Origin of the sequence: Aliiroseovarius sediminis (assembly GCF_022678485.1) — a bacterium.
GTDB classification, from domain to species: Bacteria; Pseudomonadota; Alphaproteobacteria; order Rhodobacterales; family Rhodobacteraceae; genus Aliiroseovarius; species Aliiroseovarius sediminis.
The window spans coordinates 145,680-164,791 of the sequence record NZ_JALBYP010000026.1; the positions used below are offsets into that span (position 1 = coordinate 145,680).

General features: G+C 61.2%; 19 protein-coding genes. 6 read left to right on the top strand and 13 right to left on the bottom strand.

What is annotated here, in order from left to right:
- A complete protein-coding gene (locus tag MN186_RS07200; protein WP_242113696.1) occupies positions 1–1,074 on the top strand; it encodes a DUF1513 domain-containing protein in 1,074 nt (357 codons plus the stop codon).
- Between the two features lie 54 nt (positions 1,075–1,128).
- Here MN186_RS07200 and MN186_RS07205 read toward each other — a convergent pair whose 3' ends face one another.
- The 3 genes from MN186_RS07205 to MN186_RS07215 form a co-directional block, all read right to left on the bottom strand.
- Positions 1,129–3,633 carry a GcvT family protein gene (locus MN186_RS07205; protein ID WP_242113697.1) on the bottom strand — a complete coding sequence of 835 codons (2,505 nt, stop codon included), beginning with the start codon at positions 3,631–3,633 and terminating at the stop codon, positions 1,129–1,131.
- A 109-nt stretch (positions 3,634–3,742) separates the two neighbouring features.
- Positions 3,743–4,411 carry a hypothetical protein gene (locus MN186_RS07210; RefSeq protein WP_242113698.1) on the bottom strand — a complete coding sequence of 223 codons (669 nt, stop codon included), beginning with the start codon at positions 4,409–4,411 and terminating at the stop codon, positions 3,743–3,745.
- 15 nt (positions 4,412–4,426) lie between these two features.
- Positions 4,427–5,413, bottom strand: coding sequence for a 2-hydroxyacid dehydrogenase (locus MN186_RS07215; RefSeq protein WP_242113699.1), 987 nt, complete (start codon positions 5,411–5,413; stop codon positions 4,427–4,429).
- A 139-nt stretch (positions 5,414–5,552) separates the two neighbouring features.
- Between MN186_RS07215 and MN186_RS07220 the strand changes: the two genes are divergently transcribed.
- Both MN186_RS07220 and MN186_RS07225 read left to right on the top strand, forming a co-directional pair.
- Positions 5,553–6,077, top strand: coding sequence for an SH3 domain-containing protein (locus tag MN186_RS07220; RefSeq protein ID WP_420838907.1), 525 nt, complete (start codon positions 5,553–5,555; stop codon positions 6,075–6,077).
- A gap of 50 nt (positions 6,078–6,127) precedes the next feature.
- Positions 6,128–7,039 (top strand): cation diffusion facilitator family transporter, encoded by a 912-nt coding sequence (locus tag MN186_RS07225; protein WP_242113700.1) that lies wholly within the window; start codon positions 6,128–6,130, stop codon positions 7,037–7,039.
- On the opposite strand, the gene MN186_RS07230 is transcribed toward MN186_RS07225, so the two are convergent.
- The 6 genes from MN186_RS07230 to MN186_RS07255 form a co-directional block, all read right to left on the bottom strand.
- Positions 7,036–9,060, bottom strand: coding sequence for a M3 family metallopeptidase (locus MN186_RS07230; protein WP_242113701.1), 2,025 nt, complete (start codon positions 9,058–9,060; stop codon positions 7,036–7,038). The two genes, MN186_RS07225 and MN186_RS07230, sit on opposite strands and share 4 nt — an antisense overlap.
- A gap of 70 nt (positions 9,061–9,130) precedes the next feature.
- Positions 9,131–9,613, bottom strand: coding sequence for a GNAT family N-acetyltransferase (locus MN186_RS07235; RefSeq protein WP_242113702.1), 483 nt, complete (start codon positions 9,611–9,613; stop codon positions 9,131–9,133).
- Complete coding sequence (locus MN186_RS07240; protein WP_242113703.1) at positions 9,606–10,637, bottom strand: HesA/MoeB/ThiF family protein; 1,032 nt, start codon at positions 10,635–10,637, stop codon at positions 9,606–9,608. Before MN186_RS07240 ends, MN186_RS07235 begins: the two co-directional genes overlap by 8 nt.
- Positions 10,638–10,649: 12 nt before the next feature.
- Positions 10,650–11,114: a dUTP diphosphatase gene (gene dut, locus MN186_RS07245; RefSeq protein ID WP_255743916.1), complete on the bottom strand. Its 465-nt coding sequence runs from the start codon at positions 11,112–11,114 to the stop codon at positions 10,650–10,652.
- On the bottom strand, positions 11,114–12,319 hold the full coding sequence (gene coaBC / locus MN186_RS07250) for a bifunctional phosphopantothenoylcysteine decarboxylase/phosphopantothenate--cysteine ligase CoaBC (protein WP_242113705.1): 1,206 nt from the start codon (positions 12,317–12,319) through the stop codon (positions 11,114–11,116). Before coaBC ends, dut begins: the two co-directional genes overlap by 1 nt.
- Positions 12,320–12,394: 75 nt before the next feature.
- Positions 12,395–13,183, bottom strand: a complete 789-nt coding sequence (locus tag MN186_RS07255) for a ChaN family lipoprotein (protein WP_242113706.1) — start codon at positions 13,181–13,183, stop codon at positions 12,395–12,397.
- Between the two features lie 82 nt (positions 13,184–13,265).
- On the opposite strand from MN186_RS07255, the gene cobU reads away from it, so the two are divergent.
- The 3 genes from cobU to MN186_RS07270 are packed head-to-tail and all read left to right on the top strand — an operon-like array spanning position 13,266 to position 15,979.
- Positions 13,266–13,808, top strand: coding sequence for a bifunctional adenosylcobinamide kinase/adenosylcobinamide-phosphate guanylyltransferase (gene cobU / locus MN186_RS07260; protein ID WP_242113707.1), 543 nt, complete (start codon positions 13,266–13,268; stop codon positions 13,806–13,808).
- On the top strand, positions 13,805–14,401 hold the full coding sequence (locus MN186_RS07265) for a histidine phosphatase family protein (RefSeq protein WP_242113708.1): 597 nt from the start codon (positions 13,805–13,807) through the stop codon (positions 14,399–14,401). Before cobU ends, MN186_RS07265 begins: the two co-directional genes overlap by 4 nt.
- A 57-nt stretch (positions 14,402–14,458) precedes the next feature.
- A complete protein-coding gene (locus MN186_RS07270; RefSeq protein WP_242113709.1) occupies positions 14,459–15,979 on the top strand; it encodes a YifB family Mg chelatase-like AAA ATPase in 1,521 nt (506 codons plus the stop codon).
- Here MN186_RS07270 and MN186_RS07275 read toward each other — a convergent pair.
- The 4 genes from MN186_RS07275 to rsmI form a co-directional block, all read right to left on the bottom strand.
- Positions 15,912–16,805 (bottom strand): alpha/beta hydrolase, encoded by an 894-nt coding sequence (locus tag MN186_RS07275; protein WP_242113710.1) that lies wholly within the window; start codon positions 16,803–16,805, stop codon positions 15,912–15,914. The two genes, MN186_RS07270 and MN186_RS07275, sit on opposite strands and share 68 nt — an antisense overlap.
- A gap of 62 nt (positions 16,806–16,867) precedes the next feature.
- Positions 16,868–17,809 carry a glutathione synthase gene (gshB, locus tag MN186_RS07280; RefSeq protein WP_242113711.1) on the bottom strand — a complete coding sequence of 314 codons (942 nt, stop codon included), beginning with the start codon at positions 17,807–17,809 and terminating at the stop codon, positions 16,868–16,870.
- Positions 17,810–17,869: 60 nt separating this feature from the next.
- On the bottom strand, positions 17,870–18,223 hold the full coding sequence (locus tag MN186_RS07285; RefSeq protein WP_242113712.1) for a YraN family protein: 354 nt from the start codon (positions 18,221–18,223) through the stop codon (positions 17,870–17,872).
- A complete protein-coding gene (gene rsmI / locus MN186_RS07290) occupies positions 18,220–19,077 on the bottom strand; it encodes a 16S rRNA (cytidine(1402)-2'-O)-methyltransferase (protein ID WP_242113713.1) in 858 nt (285 codons plus the stop codon). Before rsmI ends, MN186_RS07285 begins: the two co-directional genes overlap by 4 nt.
- Between the last annotated feature and the right edge of the window lie 35 nt (positions 19,078–19,112).

Sequence of the window (19,112 nt, forward strand, 5' to 3'; positions counted from 1 at the left end):
ATGAAGCGGCGTCATTTTCTGGCTGGCGCATGCGCCAGCCTTGGCCTTGGCAGCATCACGTCGCAGGCTTGGGCAGCAGCGGGCGCGCCGGATTTTATCACGGCCGCAAACCGCGCGGATCTGTCGTCATGGTTGGTTGGCCTGACCCGGCACGGCGACGTGGTGTTTGACATCCCGATCCCCAGCCGCGGCCATGCAGCAGCGGTCAACCCACGCGCGCCCGAAGCGGTCGCCTTCGCCCGCCGCCCCGGTCGTTTCGCCATCATAATCGACTGCGCAGCGGGACAAGAAGTCGCGCGGCTGCAAAGCCCCAAGGGGCGCCACTTCTATGGGCACGGCGCATTTTCGTCTGACGGGAAAACACTTTTCACGACCGAGAATAATTTCGACGCGCCCGCCGGTGTGCTGGGGATCTGGGACGCGAGTGACGGCTATCGACGATTGGGCGAGGTGCCATCGGGTGGCATTGGTCCCCACGAAATCCTGCGCTTGCCGGATGGCGGGTTCGCGGTCGCCAACGGTGGTATCCAGACCCACCCTGAAATGGCGCGGGCCAAGCTGAACCTGCCGACCATGCAGACCAACCTGACCTATCTTTCTGACAACGGGACCATCCACGACCAAACAGAACTGACCGGCGTGATGCACCAGAACTCGATCCGCCATATTGCGTTGGACGACATTGGGAATGTCGTGGCTGCCCTTCAATGGCAAGGCCCGCCAACCAAACAGGTGCCGCTGGTCTTGCGCAACACGCCGGGCGGCCAAGCTGCGTTTCTGCCCCACCCCGATCAGGCGCGTCTGAAAAACTATGCGGGATCTGTGGCCGTCTGCCCCCAAACCGGAGATATCGCCGTCACTGGACCGAAAGGCAGCACCGTGATCTATTTCGATGCAGACGGTCAGCCGCACGGATGGGCGCATCACAGCACCGCGTCAGGCGTCGCCCCTGCGCCCGATGGCGGACTGACCATCACCTGCGACGGCGGCATGGTACATCGCGCAAACGGGGTCGAAACCCCCATCCCCGTCAGCCCCGACTTGGCATGGGACAATCATCTGATCGCTGTGTGACAAGAAACCGAAAATGGCCCCGTCAGAGGGCCATTCTGTTGAATATTTGATACCTCAGCCGTCCTTGCGGATCGCGTCGTTCTTGGGATCATAGGGGCTGTCCACAGTGATTTCGGCATCCCACAACTTGTCAAACATCTTGATTTTCAACTTGGTGCCCGGAACGGCCAGTTCAGGCATGACATACCCCATGCCAATGGACTTCCCGAACGCGACCGAATAGCCGCCCGAGGTCAGGCGACCCACCTTGGTATCCCCATCATAAAGCGCCTCGCGGCCCCACGGGTCCGCATCATCCGGCCCGTCGATTAGAAGCGTGACGCATTTCGAACGTATGCCCTTGGCGACCATTTCGTCCTTGCCGTGGAAGTCTTTTTCCAGGTCAATGAAGCGCGGCAGGTCAGCCTCTTGCGGGGTGGCATCCCGGCCAAGTTCGGTGCCAAATGCGCGATAGGATTTTTCCTGTCGTAACCAGTTTTGCGCCCGCGCGCCGACCAGTTTCATACCGTGCTTTTCACCCGCCGCCATTAACAAATCCCACAGGTAATTCTGCATCTCGATCGGGTGGTGAAGTTCCCACCCAAGCTCGCCGGTATAGGCGACGCGGATCGCGTTCACCGGGCACATGCCCAGCTCGATCTGACGGGCCGTCAGCCACGGGAAACGTTTGTTTGACAGGGCGGTTTCGGGGTCTGCGTCCTTAATCACCTCGTTCAACACATCACGCGACTTTGGCCCGGCGATGGCGAACACGCCCCACTGCGTGGTCACGTCCTGGATCTCGATGTAGCCGAATTCATCCATCTTATCTTCGGCGGCTTTGCGCATGAAATCGGCGTCATATTCCGTCCACGCGCCTGCCGAGACCAGATAATACTCATGCTCTTTCATCCGCACGATGGTGTATTCGGTGCGCGTGGTCCCTGCCGCCGTCAGGGCATAGGTCAAGTTGATCCGACCGACCTTGGGCAGCTTGTTGCAGGTGAACCAATCCAGAAACTCGGTCGCGCCCGGCCCTTTGACCACATGCTTGGTGAACGCAGTGGCGTCGATAAGGCCGACACCTTCGCGGATCGCTTTCGCTTCTTCGACCGCATATTGCCACCAACCGCCCCGGCGGAAACTGCGCGCGTCGTGGTCAAAATTCTCCGGCGCATCCAGCGGGCCATAGTAGTTCGGACGTTCCCACCCGTTAACCCATCCAAACTGCGCACCTTTTTCCTTCTGCCGGTCATAGGCGGGCGATGTACGCAGGGGCCGTGCTACCGGGCGTTCTTCGTCCGGGTGGTGCAGGATATAGACATGCTCATAGCATTCTTCGTTCTTGCGAGCGGCAAATTCTGTCGTCATCCAGTTGGACGAGTAACGTTTCGGGTCAAGCGCGGCCATGTCGATCTCGGCCTCGCCATCGACCATCATCTGGGCAAGGTAATAGCCCGTGCCGCCTGCCGCGGTGATCCCGAAGCTGAACCCTTCCGCCAACCACATATTGCGCAGACCGGGGGCGGGACCAACCAGCGGGTTGCCGTCAGGTGTGTAGCAAATCGGACCGTTGAAATCGTCTTTTAGCCCGCTTTCCTCGCAGGACGGAACCCGGTGGATCATAGCCATGTATTGTTCCTCGATCCGTGCCAGATCGAGCGGGAACAGGTCGGCGCGGAAGCTGTCGGGCACACCGTATTTAAAGCAGGCAGGTGCATTTTTCTCGTAGACTCCCAAAATCCAGCCGCCGCGTTCTTCGCGGACATAGGACTGCGCGTCGGCATCGCGAACAACGGGGTGCTCTGCCCCGCCTTCGGCGCGGTATTTCACCAGCTCGGGGTCTTTGTCCATCACGATAAATTGGTGTTCGACCGGGATCGCCGGGATCTTGATGCCCAGTTTCTTGGCGGTGGTCTGGGCGTGGTTTCCGCTCGCGGTGACGACATGTTCAGCGGTGATGACGATTTGTTCGTCAGAAGGCACAAGGTTGCCGCCTTTTTCGACCATCTTCGTGCAGGTGACTTCCCAATGCGTGCCGTTCCAGTGATACGCATCTGCTTGCCATTTGCGCACAATCTCGACGCCGCGTTGGCGCGCGCCCTTGGCCATCGCTTGCGTTACATCTGCTGGGTTAATGTAGCCGTCGGTGTTGTGATACAGCGCGCCCTTCAGGTCGGACGTTTCAATCAGAGGCCAGCGGGCCTTGATCTCGTCGGGTGTCAGCCACTCGTAAGGCACGCCCACGGTTTCCGCGGTTGTGGCATAGAGCATGTATTCATCCATACGCTCGTCCGTCTGCGCCATACGCAGGTTGCCGACCACGGCAAAGCCAGCGTTCAGCCCGGTTTCTTCTTCCAGCGTCTTGTAAAACTTGACCGAGTAATCGTGGATGTGGGTCGTTGCAAACGACATGTTGAACAAAGGCAGCAGGCCAGCCGCATGCCAAGTGGACCCGGATGTCAGCTCGTCACGTTCCAGCAACATCACATCATCCCAGCCCGCTTTTGCAAGGTGATAGGCAATCGAGGTGCCAACGGCACCACCGCCGACAACAAGAGCTTTGACTTGGGTTTTCATGGGGCGACTCCCTTCGGGCATATGCGTTGCAACATACATGGCGCACGGTCAGCAACCGTGCCAAGCCAGCCCGACCTTTGCCTGCGGAAAAACGACATTGCAGCCAGTTTCAGCGCCCCAGCGCGTCGCCCAGCCGGGTGACGGGCAGCACCGGGCCGATCAGGGTGGCCAGATCGGCGCGGCGCGGGTTCGTTGGGTCAAACAGGGTCATGCACATGTAATCTTCGACCATCGCGGCCTGCGCCTCAAACCCATAAGACAAATAGGCCCCCGGCTCGCGCCCCGGCCAGTAATAGGGATCGCCGGGGCGCAGGCTTTCGGCCCCCGACCGGAACGGCGTGTATCCCGTAAGCTCGCGGTTTTGCCACTGCCAGACATGCACAAGCTCGTGCATCATCAAAAGGGCGTGGGGCATCGGCAGGCTTTCGGGCCAACCTTCGAACATATCGTCCCGATAAAGATCGCGCTTCAGGAATACTTGGTTCCACAAGACAAAGCCTGCCGGAAACTCGATCTTGCGATCTGGCTGGGGCACCCGGTCGCAGACTCCCTTGGGCAGCTTGCGCGCGTCCTGCTTGGGCGCATCGTCCGGGATCGGCTTGGCTTTCGGCAAGGGCAGAACGCCGATGCCCGCACGCACCCGCACCTTGTCGGTGTCCAGACTGTCACCAAACACCAGTTGCGACATCTCAACCTCGGTGTCCGAGAGTTTGCGGGCACAACCAGCCGTGCCCAGCACCACCAACATCCCGGCAATCAGGATCAGACGTCCCATCATACGAATCGCGTGACCTTACAGCATCCCCGGTACAACCTGATCGGGCGGACGATGCCCGTCAGCGAAGGTCTTGATGTTGATCAGCACCTTCTCGCCCATCTCGATCCGCCCTTCGACAGTCGCCGACCCCATATGCGGCAAGGCCACGACATTGGGCAGATCACGCAGGCGCGGGTTGATTTCGTTGCCGTGTTCGTAAACATCAAGCCCGGCCCCCGCGATATCCTCAGCACGCAGCATTCGGGTCAGGGCGTTTTCGTCGATGACCTCCCCGCGCGAAGTATTCACGATCACCGCATCAGGCTTCATCAGCTTCAACCGGCGGGCGTTCATCAGATGGAAGGTCGATGGCGTGTGCGGGCAGTTGATCGACAGCACATCCATCCGCGCAACCATCTGGTCAAGGCTTTCCCAATAGGTTGCTTCTAACTGTTCCTCGATCTTGGCGTGAACGCGCTTGCGGTTGTGATAATGCACCTGCATCCCGAACGCGCGCGCGCGTGTCGCAACCGCCTGCCCAATCCGGCCCATGCCAAGAATGCCAACGCGCCGCCCCTGAATGCGATGGCCCAACAGCGCAGTGGGCGACCAGCCTTCCCACTTGCCCGACGCCATCAGACGAATACCTTCGGGGAACCGCCGTGTCACAGCCAGGATCAGCGCGATGGCCATATCGGCGGTGTCATCCGCCGACACGCCGGGGGTGTTTGACACCAAAATGCCGCGCTGCCGCGCCGATGCCACATCAATGTGATCAACGCCAGCACCATAATTCGCGATCAGCCGCAACCGTTCGCCCGCACCGGCCAGCATATTGGCGTCGATCTGATCGTTGATCGTGGGAACCAGCACATCGCAACGTGCCATTGCCTCGGCCAGTTCTGCGCGGGTCATCGGGGTGTCATCATCCCGAAGCTCGACATCGAAAAGTTCCGTCATCCGGGTCTCGACGACCTCGGGCAACCGTCGCGTGACAACAACACTCAGACGTTCAGCGGCCATGCCCGCCCTCCCTTTAGCTTTTCTTTTGCGCATCTCCCTGACAAAGTGACAAGGAAAGAGGCAAGGCACAAGCGCCGCCGAGACGCAAACGAAAGAAAATTGCGCACGCGATCGGTTGCAGCAGGCGATGAGGACGAAAATGCGGTTATCCAGCACGCTGGCAGCGGTGGCAATTGCCATCGTTTCAATGCTTTGGCAGGGGTCGGCCCACGCCGACGATGCGAAAGCTGATCCGGCACGCGGGTCCGTGACCAATCTTCCGATTCCCCGGTTCGTGTCGCTGAAAACGTCAGAAGGCAACGTACGTCGCGGCCCCTCGCTGAGCCATCGCATTGACTGGGTCTTCAAACACCCCGGAATGCCCCTGGAAATCATCGGAGAGTTCGGCCATTGGCGGCAGGTGCGCGACCGCGACGGTATGGGCGGCTGGGTGCATTATTCGCTGCTGTCGGGCGCGCGTACCGCCATTGTCGATGCCGACCTCAGCCCGCTGTACAACCGCGCCGATGAAAACAGCCAGGTCGACGCATACCTTGAGGCCGGCGTGATCGCCCGCATCGACACTTGCGGTGTGGATTGGTGCCGGGTGAAGGCCGACGGCATCCGTGGCTGGACGTCTAAGGGCAACCTGTGGGGGGTGCGTCCGAACGAGGTGATCGACTGACCCGCTCGTTTCACTTGCACCTGTCGCGCGTGATGGGCTAGCCCGACATCATGACCGACACCCGCACCAGATTGAACCTTTCCGCCGGCATCGCATCCGCCCTTGTGGCGGTAACACTGGTGGCGTTGAAACTGTGGGCCTTGGGGCAGACGCAATCGCTGTCCGTTGCCGCGTCTCTGGCCGACAGCGCGCTTGACCTGATGGTGTCTTTGGGGGCGCTGGTCGCGATCTGGTATGCCGCGCGACCCGCCGATGACGACCACGCCTTCGGACATTCCGCCGCTGAAGACTTGGCCGCCCTTGGTCAAAGCCTGTTTATCATGGCATCCGCCGGGATTATCACTTGGGCCGCCATTGCGCGGCTGTTGTCGGGCGAGCCGGCGCCAATCATGGCCCACCATCGCGGCATCGCCGTCATGGTCGTGTCAATCGGCCTGACGTTGGCGCTGGTTCTGTGGCAACGTCATGTGGCTGGCCAAACCGGGTCTGCGGTCGTGAAAGCCGACAGCCTGCATTATCTTGGCGATTTGATCCCCAATATCGGTGCCATTCTGTCGCTCTGGGCGGCCCATTTATTTGCGATGGAGGCAATCGACAGCATCGTCGCAATCGGTGCTGCAATCATGCTGGTTGTCGGTGCCGCGCGTATTTTCAGAACAGCGTGGGACGGCCTGATGGACCATGCCGCCGACCCAGATCTTGTCGCCGGGGTCGAGGAAATCGCCCGCGCCCATCCTGGCGTTCAAGGGTATCACGACCTGAAAACACGTCGGTCCGGGTCGATCACCTTTATCAACATGCATATCGAGCTGGACGGCGAGCAAAGCCTGAATGATGCCCACGCGATTGGAGCAAGCCTGCGCCGGGCGATCCTGCACACCTTTCCCGATACGGACGTGATGATCCACAAAGACCCGGTCGGGGTAACGCCCCACCCCGACGACCCCTCACGCCGGTCTTAGGTTTCCGCCAACCCGCGGCCTTTCAGAAGTGCTTCAACCCCCGGCAACCGTCCGCGGAAGGCGGTGTAAAGGTCTTCCGCCTCGACCGAGCCGCCTTTGGACAGGATATGGTCGTGCAGCTTCTGCGCCATTTCGGGATCAAACGCATCGCCGGTTTCCTTGAATGCGTCGAACGCGTCTGCGTCCATCACCTCGGACCACATATAGCTGTAATAGCCGGATGAATAACCGTCGCCTGCAAACACATGCGCAAAGTGCGGCGTCGCATGGCGCATCCTGATTGCGGCGGGCATCCCGATCCGGTCAAGTGTCGCCTCTTGCGCGGCCATTGCATCCTTGGGCGCAGGGCCATCGTGAAAATCGAGGTCCACCAAGGCCGAGGACAGGAATTCAACCGTCTGAAACCCCATATCGTGGGTCGAGGCTGCCAGAAGCCGCTGCAAAAGCGCGGGTGGCATTGGCTGACCGGTGTCGGCATGGGTCGCGAATTTCCCAAGCACCTCGGGCACCTCAAGCCAGTGTTCATAAAGCTGGCTGGGCAGTTCCACGAAGTCGCGCGCCACGGACGTGCCCGAAATCGAAGGATATGTCACATCCGACAGCATCTGGTGCAGCGCGTGGCCGAATTCATGGAACAAGGTGCGCGCATCGTCCCATGACAACAGCGCCGCCTGCCCCGCTTCGGGTTTGGCGAAGTTGCACACATTGACGACCACCGGACGAATGTCATCTGCCAGCTTTTGCTGACTGCGGATCGCCGAACACCACGCACCAGACCGTTTCGACCCGCGCGCGAAATAATCGCCGATGAACACGGCAAGATGCTTGCCATCCCGCGTCACCTCCCACGCGCGGGCATCAGGATGATAAAGCGAGACATCAAGCGGCGCGAATTCAAGCCCGAACAGCCGATGCGCGGTGTCGAACGCGGCTTCGATCATCCGGTCCAGTTGCAAGTAGGGCTTGATCTCGGCCTCGTCCAAGTCATGTTCGGCCTCGCGGCGCCGTTCCGCGTAAAAGTGCCAGTCCCAAGGCTCAAGATCCCCATTATGCCCATCAGAATGTAGCATTTCTGTCATTCGCTCCGCATCCGCCACCGCGGCTTTCCGGGCGGGTTCCCAGACCTGCATCAACAAATCGCGCACCCGGTCGGGGTGGCCTGCCATCTCGGTTTCCAGTTTGAACTGCGCGAAATTGTCATAGCCCAACAGCCGCGCGCGTTCTTCGCGCAGGGCAAGCGTTTCGGTGGCAATCGCGCGGTTGTCGGTGCCGCCCCCATTGGCGCCACGGGCGGTATAGGCCAGATAGGCCGTCTTGCGCAGATCGCGGCGCGGCGAGTGCTGCAGGAAGGGCGTGATCACTGATCGGGCCAGCGTGACGGCCGGACCATCGCATTCTTTCTCGGCCCCTGCCGCACGGGCGGCATTGATGACGAAATCGGGCAACCCAGCCAGATCGCTTTCATCCAACGGCATGAACCATGTCCGCTCATCCGAAAGAAGGTTCTGGGTGAACTCGGTCCCAAGGCTTGCCAGCCTTTGCTGCACCTCTTTCAACCGGTCGCGATCCGCCCCTTGCAACTGCGCGCCCGACCGCACGAACCGGCGACGCGTCAGCATCAGCACCCGCGCCTGTTCGTCGGTCAGATCAAGGCTATCACGGGCCTGCCACAGCGCCTCGATCCGCGCGAACAGGGCTTCGTTCATCATGACTTCGGACGAAAAAGCGGCCAGACGCGGGGCAAACTTGCGCTGCAAATCCTCTCGCGCAGGCGTGCTGTCGGCACCTGCGACGTTATAGAATACGCTAAGGACGCGATCCAGCAGGGCATCAGATAGCTCCAGCGCGTCAATGGTGTTGGCGAAGGTCGGGGCATCAGTGTTTTCAGTGATCTTGCGAATGGCGCCCCGTGTGTCTTCCAATCCGGCGTCGAACGCGGGCTCGAAATGTTCATCCTTGATCGCATCGAAGGGCGGCAGGTCAAACAGCGTGTTCCAGTCAGTCAGAAGCGGATTGGTCATGGGGAAATCTCCTTTGCTCAGAAGCTATGTGGCGCAGGCACGAATTACCAGAGAGCAAGCCGCCCAAGGGTCAGTCGTGATCAAGATCGCGACGGAAGGTTTCACATTCCAGATCGCCGATAACCGTGTGACCAGTGCAGATGAACCCGGATTTCTGCAATACCCGTTTTGAGGCCAGATTTTTCAGCGCCACCCGCGCCTCAAGCGCCCAAATCCCACGATCTCGTGCCTTGTCGCAGGCCATGGCAACTGCAAGTGTGGCAACCCCCTGCCCCGTATGTGCCTGACCGATACGATAACCCAACTGCGCCACACCCTCGTCCAGCGCCGTCAGGTTCACGCGCCCCATGATCCGGCCGCCCCGCTTCAACAAATACATCATCTCGCCAGCTTCAACCTGCTCACGGACAACCTGCGTCAGGGTGTCGAGCTTCCAATAGCTGTCGGGCCGCGGGCCGACGCGCTGTTCGAACCACAGGCGGTTCGCCACCTCGAACGCAAGTAAGTCCGGGGCATCCTCGACCGACAGCGGGGCAAGCTTCAGATCAGGCACAGCAGGGACAATCGGGGCGTTTCTTCGTGCGGATCACCCGCGTTTCGGCATACAGCGCATCATAGATCAGCATCCGTCCGCGCAGCCCCTCGCCCGCGCCGGTAATTTCCTTGATCGCTTCGGTCGCCATGATCGTGCCAATGATGCCGGGCAAGGGGCCGATCACGCCCGCTTCCGAGCAACTGGGGGCAAGGTCGGGCGCGGGGGCTTCGGGAAAGACGCATTGATAACAGGGCGCCCCGCTTGCCGGATCGAAGGTCGATACCTGACCTTCCCATTGGCTCAGCGCCCCGCCGATCATCGGTTTTCCCAGCTTTGCAGCGGTCCGATTCACCAAATAGCGCGTTTCAAAGTTGTCCGTGCCTTCCAGCACCAGATCATAGTCGGCCAGCAACTCCTCGGCGATGTCGTCCGTCAGGCGGCGCTGATAGGGCCGGACAGAAATCGCGGGGTTTTGCGCGCGCATCGCTGCTTCTGCGGAAAAGACCTTGGGAACGCCAATGTCAGCATCGCGATGGATGACCTGCCGTTGCAGGTTCGAGTTATCGACCACATCATCGTCGATCACACCAATCGTGCCCACACCGGCGGCGGCCAGATACAGTAGGACGGGCGAGCCCAGCCCACCCGCCCCCACCACCAGCACACGCGCATTTTTCAGGGCGACCTGCCCCGGCCCTCCGATTTCGCGCAGGACGATGTGGCGGGCGTATCGGTTCAGCTCGGTATCCGTGAAGGGGCCATCATCGGCGTCGGCAGTGGCGGGTTTGGGCGCGCGTGCCTTCAGCCACGCCACCCCGCGCCCGTAAAGTGCGCCCAGTGCGATAACGGCGAACAACACTGCCCAAGATGTGAAATTGCCGCCCAGCGCCTGACGGATGCCCGCGCTTTCGGGCAACACCAGATGGCTCAGCAACACGACCGCACCCAACAGTGCGGTCAGTTGCCAGCGGCGCCCAAGGCTAAGGCCCGCGAAACCACCGCCGACCCAAATCACAGCTGCCCAGATCAGTATCCAGATCACAATCGCCTCCGATCATCCGCGCCCGGTTGATCCGAACCCGCCGCCACCGCGCGCGGTATCGGACAGGGCGGCGACCTGAGTGTATGTCGCTTGCACCACCGGGGCGATGACCGCTTGCGCGATCCGGTCGCCGTGACCGATGTTGAACGGCTCGGTCCCGAGGTTGATCATAATCACCCCAAGCGGGCCGCGATAATCGCTGTCGATCGTGCCGGGGGTATTGACCAGCGTCACGCCATGTTTGGCGGCAAGGCCCGACCGGGGGCGGATCTGCATTTCAAACCCATCAGGGATTTCGACGCGCAGCCCGGTTGGCACAATGCGCCGCTGCATTGGTGCCAGCGTCCAACCGTCGGCGCGGTCACTCACGGGCAGGTTCGCGCGCAGGTCGGCTCCCGCCGCGCCCGTTGTTTCATAGGCGGGCAGCGGTAGGGCGGCGTCGGCGTCATCCTCGCGCATGACGTTGATCGTGGGCATCACGCATCCCCCGCAATCACGGCGGCAATCCGTGCAGCCAACTGGCGGGCCACATCATCTTTGCCCATGCGGGGCCAGTCCTCGGCCCCTTGATCCGAGATCAAAGTTACCGCGTTCTCTGACCCGCCCATGATGCCGGTCTCGGGGCTGACATCATTGGCAACGATCCAATCACAGCCCTTTCGGTCGCGTTTGGCGGTGGCGTTTTCGATCACGTCGTTGGTTTCAGCAGCAAACCCGACGACCAGACCGGGGCGGCCCTTCCTCATCTGGCTGATTGTAGCCAAAATGTCGGGGTTTTCAGCGAACTCCAGCGCTGGCAAGCTGCCATTTCGGTCCTTCTTGATCTTTCGATCCGAGGCCGTCGCGACACGCCAATCCGCTACCGCCGCCGCAAACACAGCGGCGTCTGCGGGCAGGGCGGCCTGCACGGCCTCAAGCATTTGTTGCGCGGTCTGCACTTGCACCACGTTTACCCCTTCGGGCGGCGGCACATCGGCGGGGCCGGTGATGAACGTCACATCAGCGCCCAACGCCGACAGCGCGCGGGCAAGCGCCGTTCCCTGCGCGCCGGACGACCGGTTGGCAATATAACGCACCGGGTCGATCGGTTCATGTGTCGGGCCAGAGGTGACGAGGACATGCTTGCCCTTCAGCGGCCCGTCCATCAAAGCGGCTTCGACAGCGGCGACGATATCAAGGGGTTCCGACATGCGGCCCGGTCCGAATTCGCCACAGGCCATCGCGCCATCGGTGGGGCCGACAAACAGCACGCCATCGCTCTTCAAGGTCGCTACATTGCGTTGGTTGGCAGGGTGGTCCCACATCCGCACGTTCATTGCAGGCGCGACCAACACGCGCTTGTCCGTCGCCATCAGAAGGGTCGAGGCAAGATCATTGGCCAGCCCACCGGCCATCTTGCCCAACAGATCCGCCGTGGCGGGCGCCACCACCACCAGATCGGCGGCGCGGCTGAGTTCGATATGCCCCATCTCGGCCTCGTCCGTCAGATCGAACAGGTCGGTGTAAACCTTCTGCGCTGCCAGTCCCGACGCCGACAGGGGCGTGACGAATTCCTGCCCTGCACGGGTCAGAACCGGCGTGACCGCAGCGCCGCGTTCGCGCAGTCGGCGGATCAGGTCAAGCGCCTTGAATGCGGCAATCCCGCCGCCGATGATCAGAAGAATGTGTTTTCCAGCCAGCATATGCGTCCCCCAGAACGGTTCTTGAAACAGTTACGGGACAGGGGCCGTGGGTTCAATGGGCAGATGCCCGGCGTATCACTTGAAAGTGTCGCAGGGATCTGGGCGATCAATGCTGGGCGCATCGTAGATCAGGTCGAACCTGCCACCCGGCGGGTGCCCGTCTTCGCCCTGCCCAATCGTGATCACGTCAAGATCGGGCCGCACCAGTTTAAGAAACGCCGGCACGCCCCAATCCGCGCGGGCATGGCCGTTTCCGGTAATGATCACCACCGGACGCCCCTGTGCGTCAAGCGCATCCAGCGTCGCTTTGGCCAGTGTTGCGTCCCGCAGGCGCTGCACTTCGATCATCCCGCCAAGCGCTTCGCGCGGCATCGCCTCGCAATGTGCTGTAAACTGAAGGTCCAGCCGCAGGTCGTGCTGATCCTTCGGCAGTGGTTTATCCAGTCCGAACAACGCAACATCCCCGTCGAAATGCGCCGCAACACCTTCGGTATAACTGGCGCGCGCCACCTCTCGTGGAACTGCCGCACCAAAGATCGGCGCATCAGACGCAGTGAAAACCGGCAGATACATGGCGTAATCAGGCCAACCGCTGTCTTGCCAGGTGTCGTGGTATCCGGGCTTGTCCTGCTCAAGCTTGACCACCTCATCGGGGGTCAGCATCTCGATTACCAGCGCCGCCGGGTCCAGCGTGGCAACTATGCTGGCCTGTAGCGTGTGATGGGCCGGATTGTCGTGTGTTTCGCCAACGATCACGACATCAGCGGCAGCCATCAGCGCCAGATCATCGGCACTTGGCACGGCGTCCGAAGACACCGCAACTGTCGGGGCGAGAAGTGTCGCGATCAAAGAAATCCATCTCATGCGATAAGGCTAGGACCGGCTCGCCCACGCTACAAGCGGTTTCGCCTTGGCGGACCACGTGTCGCAGTGCTAGGCAATCGCCATGACGGTCACACTCCCCCCTCTGACACTGGTTTTGGGCGGCGCGGCATCGGGCAAGTCGGACTATGCCGAACGGCTGGTCGCGACCACCGGGCGCCCCTTGGTCTATATTGCGACCGCGCAAAGCTATGACGCCGAGATGTCGGCAAAAATCGAACATCACCAAACAAGGCGTGGTCCCCAATGGCGCACAGTCGAGGCCCCTTTGGACCCGGCCCCCGCCTTGGGCCAAGCCGACCCGACACAGGTCATTTTGCTGGATTGCGCCACCATGTGGCTGTCGAACCACCTGCTGGCAGGCACGAAGCTGCCCGACGCCGAAGGCCAGCTGCTGCGCGCACTAACCAACTGCCCTGCCCCGGTCGTCATCGTGTCAAACGAGGTCGGCGCGGGCATCGTGCCGGAAAACGCGCTGGCGCGGAAGTTTCGGCAAGCGCAGGGCGAATTAAACCAGCGCCTCGCGCGGCAATCGGACCTTGTAATCACCGTAATGGCAGGGCTGCCGCTGTGCCTGAAAGGCAGTCTGCCCAAGGGCGCGCCATGACTGACGCGGTCAGTTGGTGGTGGGTGCGCCACGGCCCGACCCACGCGAATACGATGGTAGGCTGGCGCGACCTGCCCGCCGATCTGTCGGACCGGGCGGCGCTGGCGTGGCTGTCCGGGGCGCTTCCTGCTGACGCGGCACTGGTGTCATCGGACCTGATCCGCGCCGTGGCCACCGCGGATGCGGTCGAGGCCGGGCGCACCCGCCTGCCCCATCAATCCGCCCTGCGAGAGTTTGATTTCGGCGACTGGGACGGGCTGCATTGGCAGGCGGTATCCGATCGCGACCCAGAGCTTTCCCGCGCCTTTTGGGAGGACCCGGGCGACCATGTCGCCCCCAACGGGGAAAGCTGGAACCAGTTGGCTGCGCGGGTGGCAGGCGCGGTCGACCGGATCAACAGAGCTGGCCACCGCCATGTTGTTGCCGTCGCCCATTTCGGCGTGATCCTGACCCAGATTGCACGGGCGGGCAGCATGACACCCTATATCGCGCTCGGTCATAAAATCGACACCCTGTCGGTCACGCGACTGGATTGGGATGGCCGGGAGTGGGCGATCCGTTTCATCAACCAGACGCCCACTCAAACCGATTAACCATTCAGTAACCATGCCGCGCTACGCTTCCGGCGGAATAAAGCAAAGGGGCGGGCCATGGTCGCGCGCATCAATACGGTGGCTTTCGAAGGCATCCGCGCACGGCTGGTCGAGGTGCAATGCGCGCTGTCGCCGGGCCTGCCAAGTTTTGCCATCGTCGGCCTGCCCGACAAGGCCGTGTCAGAAGCGCGCGAACGGGTACGTGCCGCCCTGTCCGCCATGGGGTTGGCCCTGCCCCCGCGCAAGATCGTCATCAACCTGTCGCCAGCCGATATCCCGAAAGAGGGGTCGCACTTCGACCTTCCCATCGCGATGGCGCTGCTGGCCGAAGCCGGCATTCTGGCGCGGGAAGACATCGCAGATGTGGTCGCCCTTGGCGAACTGGCACTGGACGGAACTCTGCTGCCCGTTGTCGGCGCGTTGCCCGCTGCCTTGGCGGCCGCTGAAAAAGATATGTCGATGTTCTGCCCGAAGGACTGCGGCGCCGAGGCTGCGTGGATCGGCGCGACCAAAGTGCACGCCGCCGGCTCGCTTGCCGCGGTTCTTCAGCATTTCACCGGCCAATCCCCGCTGGCCGTGGCTGAACCCGGCAAGGTCACGACCGAGACAACCACGAAAGACCTGCGCGATGTAAAAGGGCAGGAACGCGCCAAAAGAGCGCTTGAGATCGCCGCAGCGGGTCGCCATCACCTGCTGCTTGTCGGCCCGCCGGGGTCTGGAAAATCCATGCTGGCCGCGCGCCTGCCCGGCCTTCTGCCCCCCATGTCCGCGCCCGAGGCGCTGGAAACCTCGATGATTCACTCTGTGTCGGGGCTTCTGGAAGGGGGTGGCATTTCACAAGCTCGTCCCTTTCGTGCGCCGCATCATACCGCCTCTATGGCCGCGATTGTTGGTGGCGGACGCGGCGCAAAACCGGGCGAGATCAGCCTGGCCCATAATGGCGTACTGTTCATGGATGAGTTTCCTGAATTCAACCGCCAAGTCCTGGAAACCCTGCGCCAACCGCTTGAAACAGGCGACGTGATCATCGCGCGTGCCAATGCGCATGTGCGATATCCCAGCCGTTTTCTGCTGATCGCTGCGGCAAATCCATGCAAATGCGGATATCTGACGGACCCCAGCCGCGCCTGCAATCGCGCCCCGCTGTGTGGCGAGGATTATATGGGCCGCATTTCGGGCCCGCTTCTGGATCGGTTCGACATGCGGGTCGAGGTGCCACCGGTCACATTTCAGGATCTGGACCTGCCCGCCAATGGCGAGCCCTCAACCGCCGTCGCCCAACGTGTCACCCGTGCCCGTGCCATTCAGGCCGATCGCTATGATGGGCTGGACGACGTCGCGACGAACGCCGATATCGAAGGCAGGACACTTACCGAATTCGCCAGCCCGGATCAGGAGGGACGCGATGTACTGGCGAAGGCATCGGAACGGTTCGGCCTGTCGGCACGCGGATACCACCGTGTCCTGCGGGTCGCGCGCACCATCGCCGATCTGGCAGAATCGCCACAGATCACGCGCAAACATGTTGCCGAGGCGCTGAGCTTTCGGTTGGTGTCGCATCGCGAAACTGTCGGGTGATAAAGTCGGCTGCGCGTGTAAGCGCCGTACGCGCCTCGGGCACCCACCCATCCAAGATCACCCACACGTGGGGCGCATCCGGCCATTCGTCCAATTCGACCATCCCACCTGCGGCCCGCAACCTATCTGCCATGCGAAGACTTTCATCGCGCAAGATTTCGGTCGACGAGAACTGAAAGAAAGCGGGGGGTGGTGCGTTGAAATCATGCAGGATCGGCGATGCAGCTACATCATCTGCCGAAGCCGATCTCAAATAATTGTCGACGACCAGATCACGCCGTTCAAACGGTAAAAGTGAGTCTTTGTGCCTGTTCTCCTCGAACGAAGGCGACCTGAACCGCAAATCCACAATGGGAGAAAACGCAAAGACCGCACGTGGCGGCGGCAACTGCCCGTTGATGCACGCAAGCACCGAAAAGGTCAGCCCTCCACCCGCACTGTCACCGCCAATGATGATATTTTTCGGCAAATAGCCTGCTTCTATCAGAGCTTTATACGTAGCCTCGCAATCCTGAACGGCTGCGGGGAACGGATGTTCGGGCGCTTTACGATAATTGGGCGCGCAGATCCGCAGCCCTGTCAGCCAAGACAACCGCGCCAACATTTTACGGTGCGTCCAAGGCGACCCCGCCGCGAAGCCGCCCCCATGAAGGTATAAAATGACCTGATCATCGGGGGGTGGCCGGGTCGCGGGGCGCGTTTCGATCCAAAGAACATCAAGATCATCAGTCAGCGCAACCTCGCGATACCACGCAAACGGCGGGGCGCGGAAGAACCAGTCCGCAGCGAACTCAAACTCGCGGCGTGCGGTTGCTGGGTTATTCAAACGGCGCAGCCGCGGTTTGAGAAGATATCTCGACAGAAGTTTGGCGGCCGCAAGTCGCAGGCTCAAACTCGCCGCGCCTCAATCGCCTGCCAGATTTTTTCGGCCACATTAATACCGTCAAATCGCTCAAGCTCAACAATACCCGTGGGCGAGGTCAGGTTAATCTCGGTCAGGTAGTCGCCAATCACGTCGATCCCGACGAACACCTGCCCCTTTTCCCGCAAGAGTGGGCCGATGGCAGCGCATATCTCGTGGTCGCGGTCGGTCAGGCCGATCTGTTCAGGGCGACCACCAACATGCATGTTGGACCGGGTTTCCCCTTCCGCGGGGACGCGGTTGATGGCGCCCACAGGCTCTCCGTCCACCAAGATGATTCGCTTGTCGCCACTGGCAACATCGGACAGAAATTTCTGCGCGATCAACGGCTCGCGATTGATACCGGCGAAAAGCTCATGCAGCGAAGCCAAGTTGCGATCATTGGCGTCCAGCCGGAACACGCCTGCGCCCCCGTTGCCATAAAGCGGTTTCAGGATGATATCGCCGTGTTTGGCCTTGAACGATTTCAGCGTCTCGAAATCACGGGCAATCATCGTGGGGGGCGTCAGGTCGGGAAACTGCAACACCAGCAGCTTTTCGGGGTGGTTGCGCACCCAGAACGGATCATTCACGACCAACGTCGCCGGGTGAATCATCTCAAGAATATGTGTGGTGGTGATATAGGCCATGTCGAAAGGTGGATCCTGCCGCAGCCAAACGACATCGAAATCGCTAAGCTCGACGTCCGTTCGTTCACCCAACGTGTAATGGTTGCCTTTCTCACGCCGAACGGTCAGCGGCCAGCCGCGAGCGAAAACGTGCCCTTCGCGAAAGCTCAGATGGTCAGGTGTGTAGTAAAACAGGCTGTGCCCACGTGCCTGCGCTTCTTCCGCAATGCGAAAGGAACTATCCGCATCTATATCAATGCGGTCGATCGGATCCATCTGAATGGCGACTTTCAACGACATGGCACTCTCCCTCTCATTTCTCCATTACATGGGGCAGAGCGCACAAATGCGCAATGGGGTTCAATATGCCAACGCGTTCTCGATGATCTGCGTGGCTCCTTGCGCGTTGACCAGTGCCACATCAAACCGGCAGGGCGTCATCTGCCCCTTGGGTTCGGTTTCCAGAAACTCGCATGCAGTGGCATGGATGCGTTGCAGTTGCGCCTTGGTGATCCGTTCGGCAGCACGCAGGAAGTCACGCGATTTCTTGACCTCAATGAAAACCACGGTGTCACCGTCGCGGGCAATCAGATCAACTTCGCCGTACTTGCCGCGCCACCTTTGCGCTTCAATGGGTTGGCCGCGACGGGCATAATCAGCCGCCACACTGTCTTCCGCCGCCTGCCCGGACAAGTAGGAGACAAGACCGCTCATCCCTGCCGCCCCATCGCAAGAGCGGCCTGATAGACCTTTCGGCGCGGTAGTCCCAAGGCTTGCGACACGGCGTTGACTGCATCTTTCATCGACATATCCGCCATGGCTTTCTTCAACATATCCTCCATCGCGCCTTCGTCCTGAACATCGCCGGGCCGGTCCAGAATGACGACCACCTCACCCTTGATCGGATTGTCCGCAAGGTTTTCTGCCAGCTCCGCCACGGAGCCGCGCCTGACGTCTTCGAACTTCTTTGTCAGCTCACGGCAGATGGCCGCCCGGCGCCCGTCCTCTCCAGCCAAACACAATTCATCTAACAATCTATGAACACGTTTGGCGCTTTCAAAGAAAACCAGCGTTGCCGGCGTTGGCAGCAACTCGGCCAGCCACGTGGCGCGCGCGCCCTTGGCTGCGGGTGGGAAACCCGCGAACAGAAACCGGTCCGTCGGCAGCCCGGACAGGCTGAGTGCAGCAAGGGGCGCAGACGCGCCGGGCAGGACCGTCACATAATGACCACCATCGGCCAAGTCGCGCGCCAGTGCATAGCCCGGATCGGCAATCAGGGGGCTGCCCGCCTCGCTTGCATAGGCGACCGATTTTCCGTCTGCGATCAGTTTCATGACGCCCGCGCGCGCCGCTTCGCCTGAGTGATCGTGATAGGGGATAAGCCGCCGGCCATTCAACGCAATACCGTGGATATCCATCAACTTGCGCGTGGTTCTTGTATCTTCTGCGGCAATGACGTCCGCCGACGCCAGCACATCCAGCGCCCTGAGCGTGATGTCACGCGCGTTGCCGATCGGGGTCGCCACAAGGTAAAGCCCCGGGTCAAGCTGGATGGTCTTGGGTTTCACACTGGACCTGTCGTTTGTTGAGTCTATGATACGGG

Coding starts and splice junctions, on each gene's coding strand:
- MN186_RS07225 (WP_242113700.1), top strand. CDS start 6,128: ATGACCGACACCCGCACCAGATTGAACCTTTCCGCCGGCATCGCATCC.
- MN186_RS07285 (WP_242113712.1), bottom strand. CDS start 18,223: ATGAGCGGTCTTGTCTCCTACTTGTCCGGGCAGGCGGCGGAAGACAGT.
- cobU (WP_242113707.1), top strand. CDS start 13,266: ATGACGGTCACACTCCCCCCTCTGACACTGGTTTTGGGCGGCGCGGCA.
- MN186_RS07200 (WP_242113696.1), top strand. CDS start 1: ATGAAGCGGCGTCATTTTCTGGCTGGCGCATGCGCCAGCCTTGGCCTT.
- dut (WP_255743916.1), bottom strand. CDS start 11,114: ATGCCCACGATCAACGTCATGCGCGAGGATGACGCCGACGCCGCCCTA.
- MN186_RS07230 (WP_242113701.1), bottom strand. CDS start 9,060: ATGACCAATCCGCTTCTGACTGACTGGAACACGCTGTTTGACCTGCCG.
- MN186_RS07270 (WP_242113709.1), top strand. CDS start 14,459: ATGGTCGCGCGCATCAATACGGTGGCTTTCGAAGGCATCCGCGCACGG.
- MN186_RS07215 (WP_242113699.1), bottom strand. CDS start 5,413: ATGGCCGCTGAACGTCTGAGTGTTGTTGTCACGCGACGGTTGCCCGAG.
- gshB (WP_242113711.1), bottom strand. CDS start 17,809: ATGTCGTTGAAAGTCGCCATTCAGATGGATCCGATCGACCGCATTGAT.
- MN186_RS07210 (WP_242113698.1), bottom strand. CDS start 4,411: ATGATGGGACGTCTGATCCTGATTGCCGGGATGTTGGTGGTGCTGGGC.
- MN186_RS07205 (WP_242113697.1), bottom strand. CDS start 3,633: ATGAAAACCCAAGTCAAAGCTCTTGTTGTCGGCGGTGGTGCCGTTGGC.
- MN186_RS07265 (WP_242113708.1), top strand. CDS start 13,805: ATGACTGACGCGGTCAGTTGGTGGTGGGTGCGCCACGGCCCGACCCAC.
- coaBC (WP_242113705.1), bottom strand. CDS start 12,319: ATGCTGGCTGGAAAACACATTCTTCTGATCATCGGCGGCGGGATTGCC.
- MN186_RS07255 (WP_242113706.1), bottom strand. CDS start 13,183: ATGAGATGGATTTCTTTGATCGCGACACTTCTCGCCCCGACAGTTGCG.
- MN186_RS07220 (WP_420838907.1), top strand. CDS start 5,553: ATGCGGTTATCCAGCACGCTGGCAGCGGTGGCAATTGCCATCGTTTCA.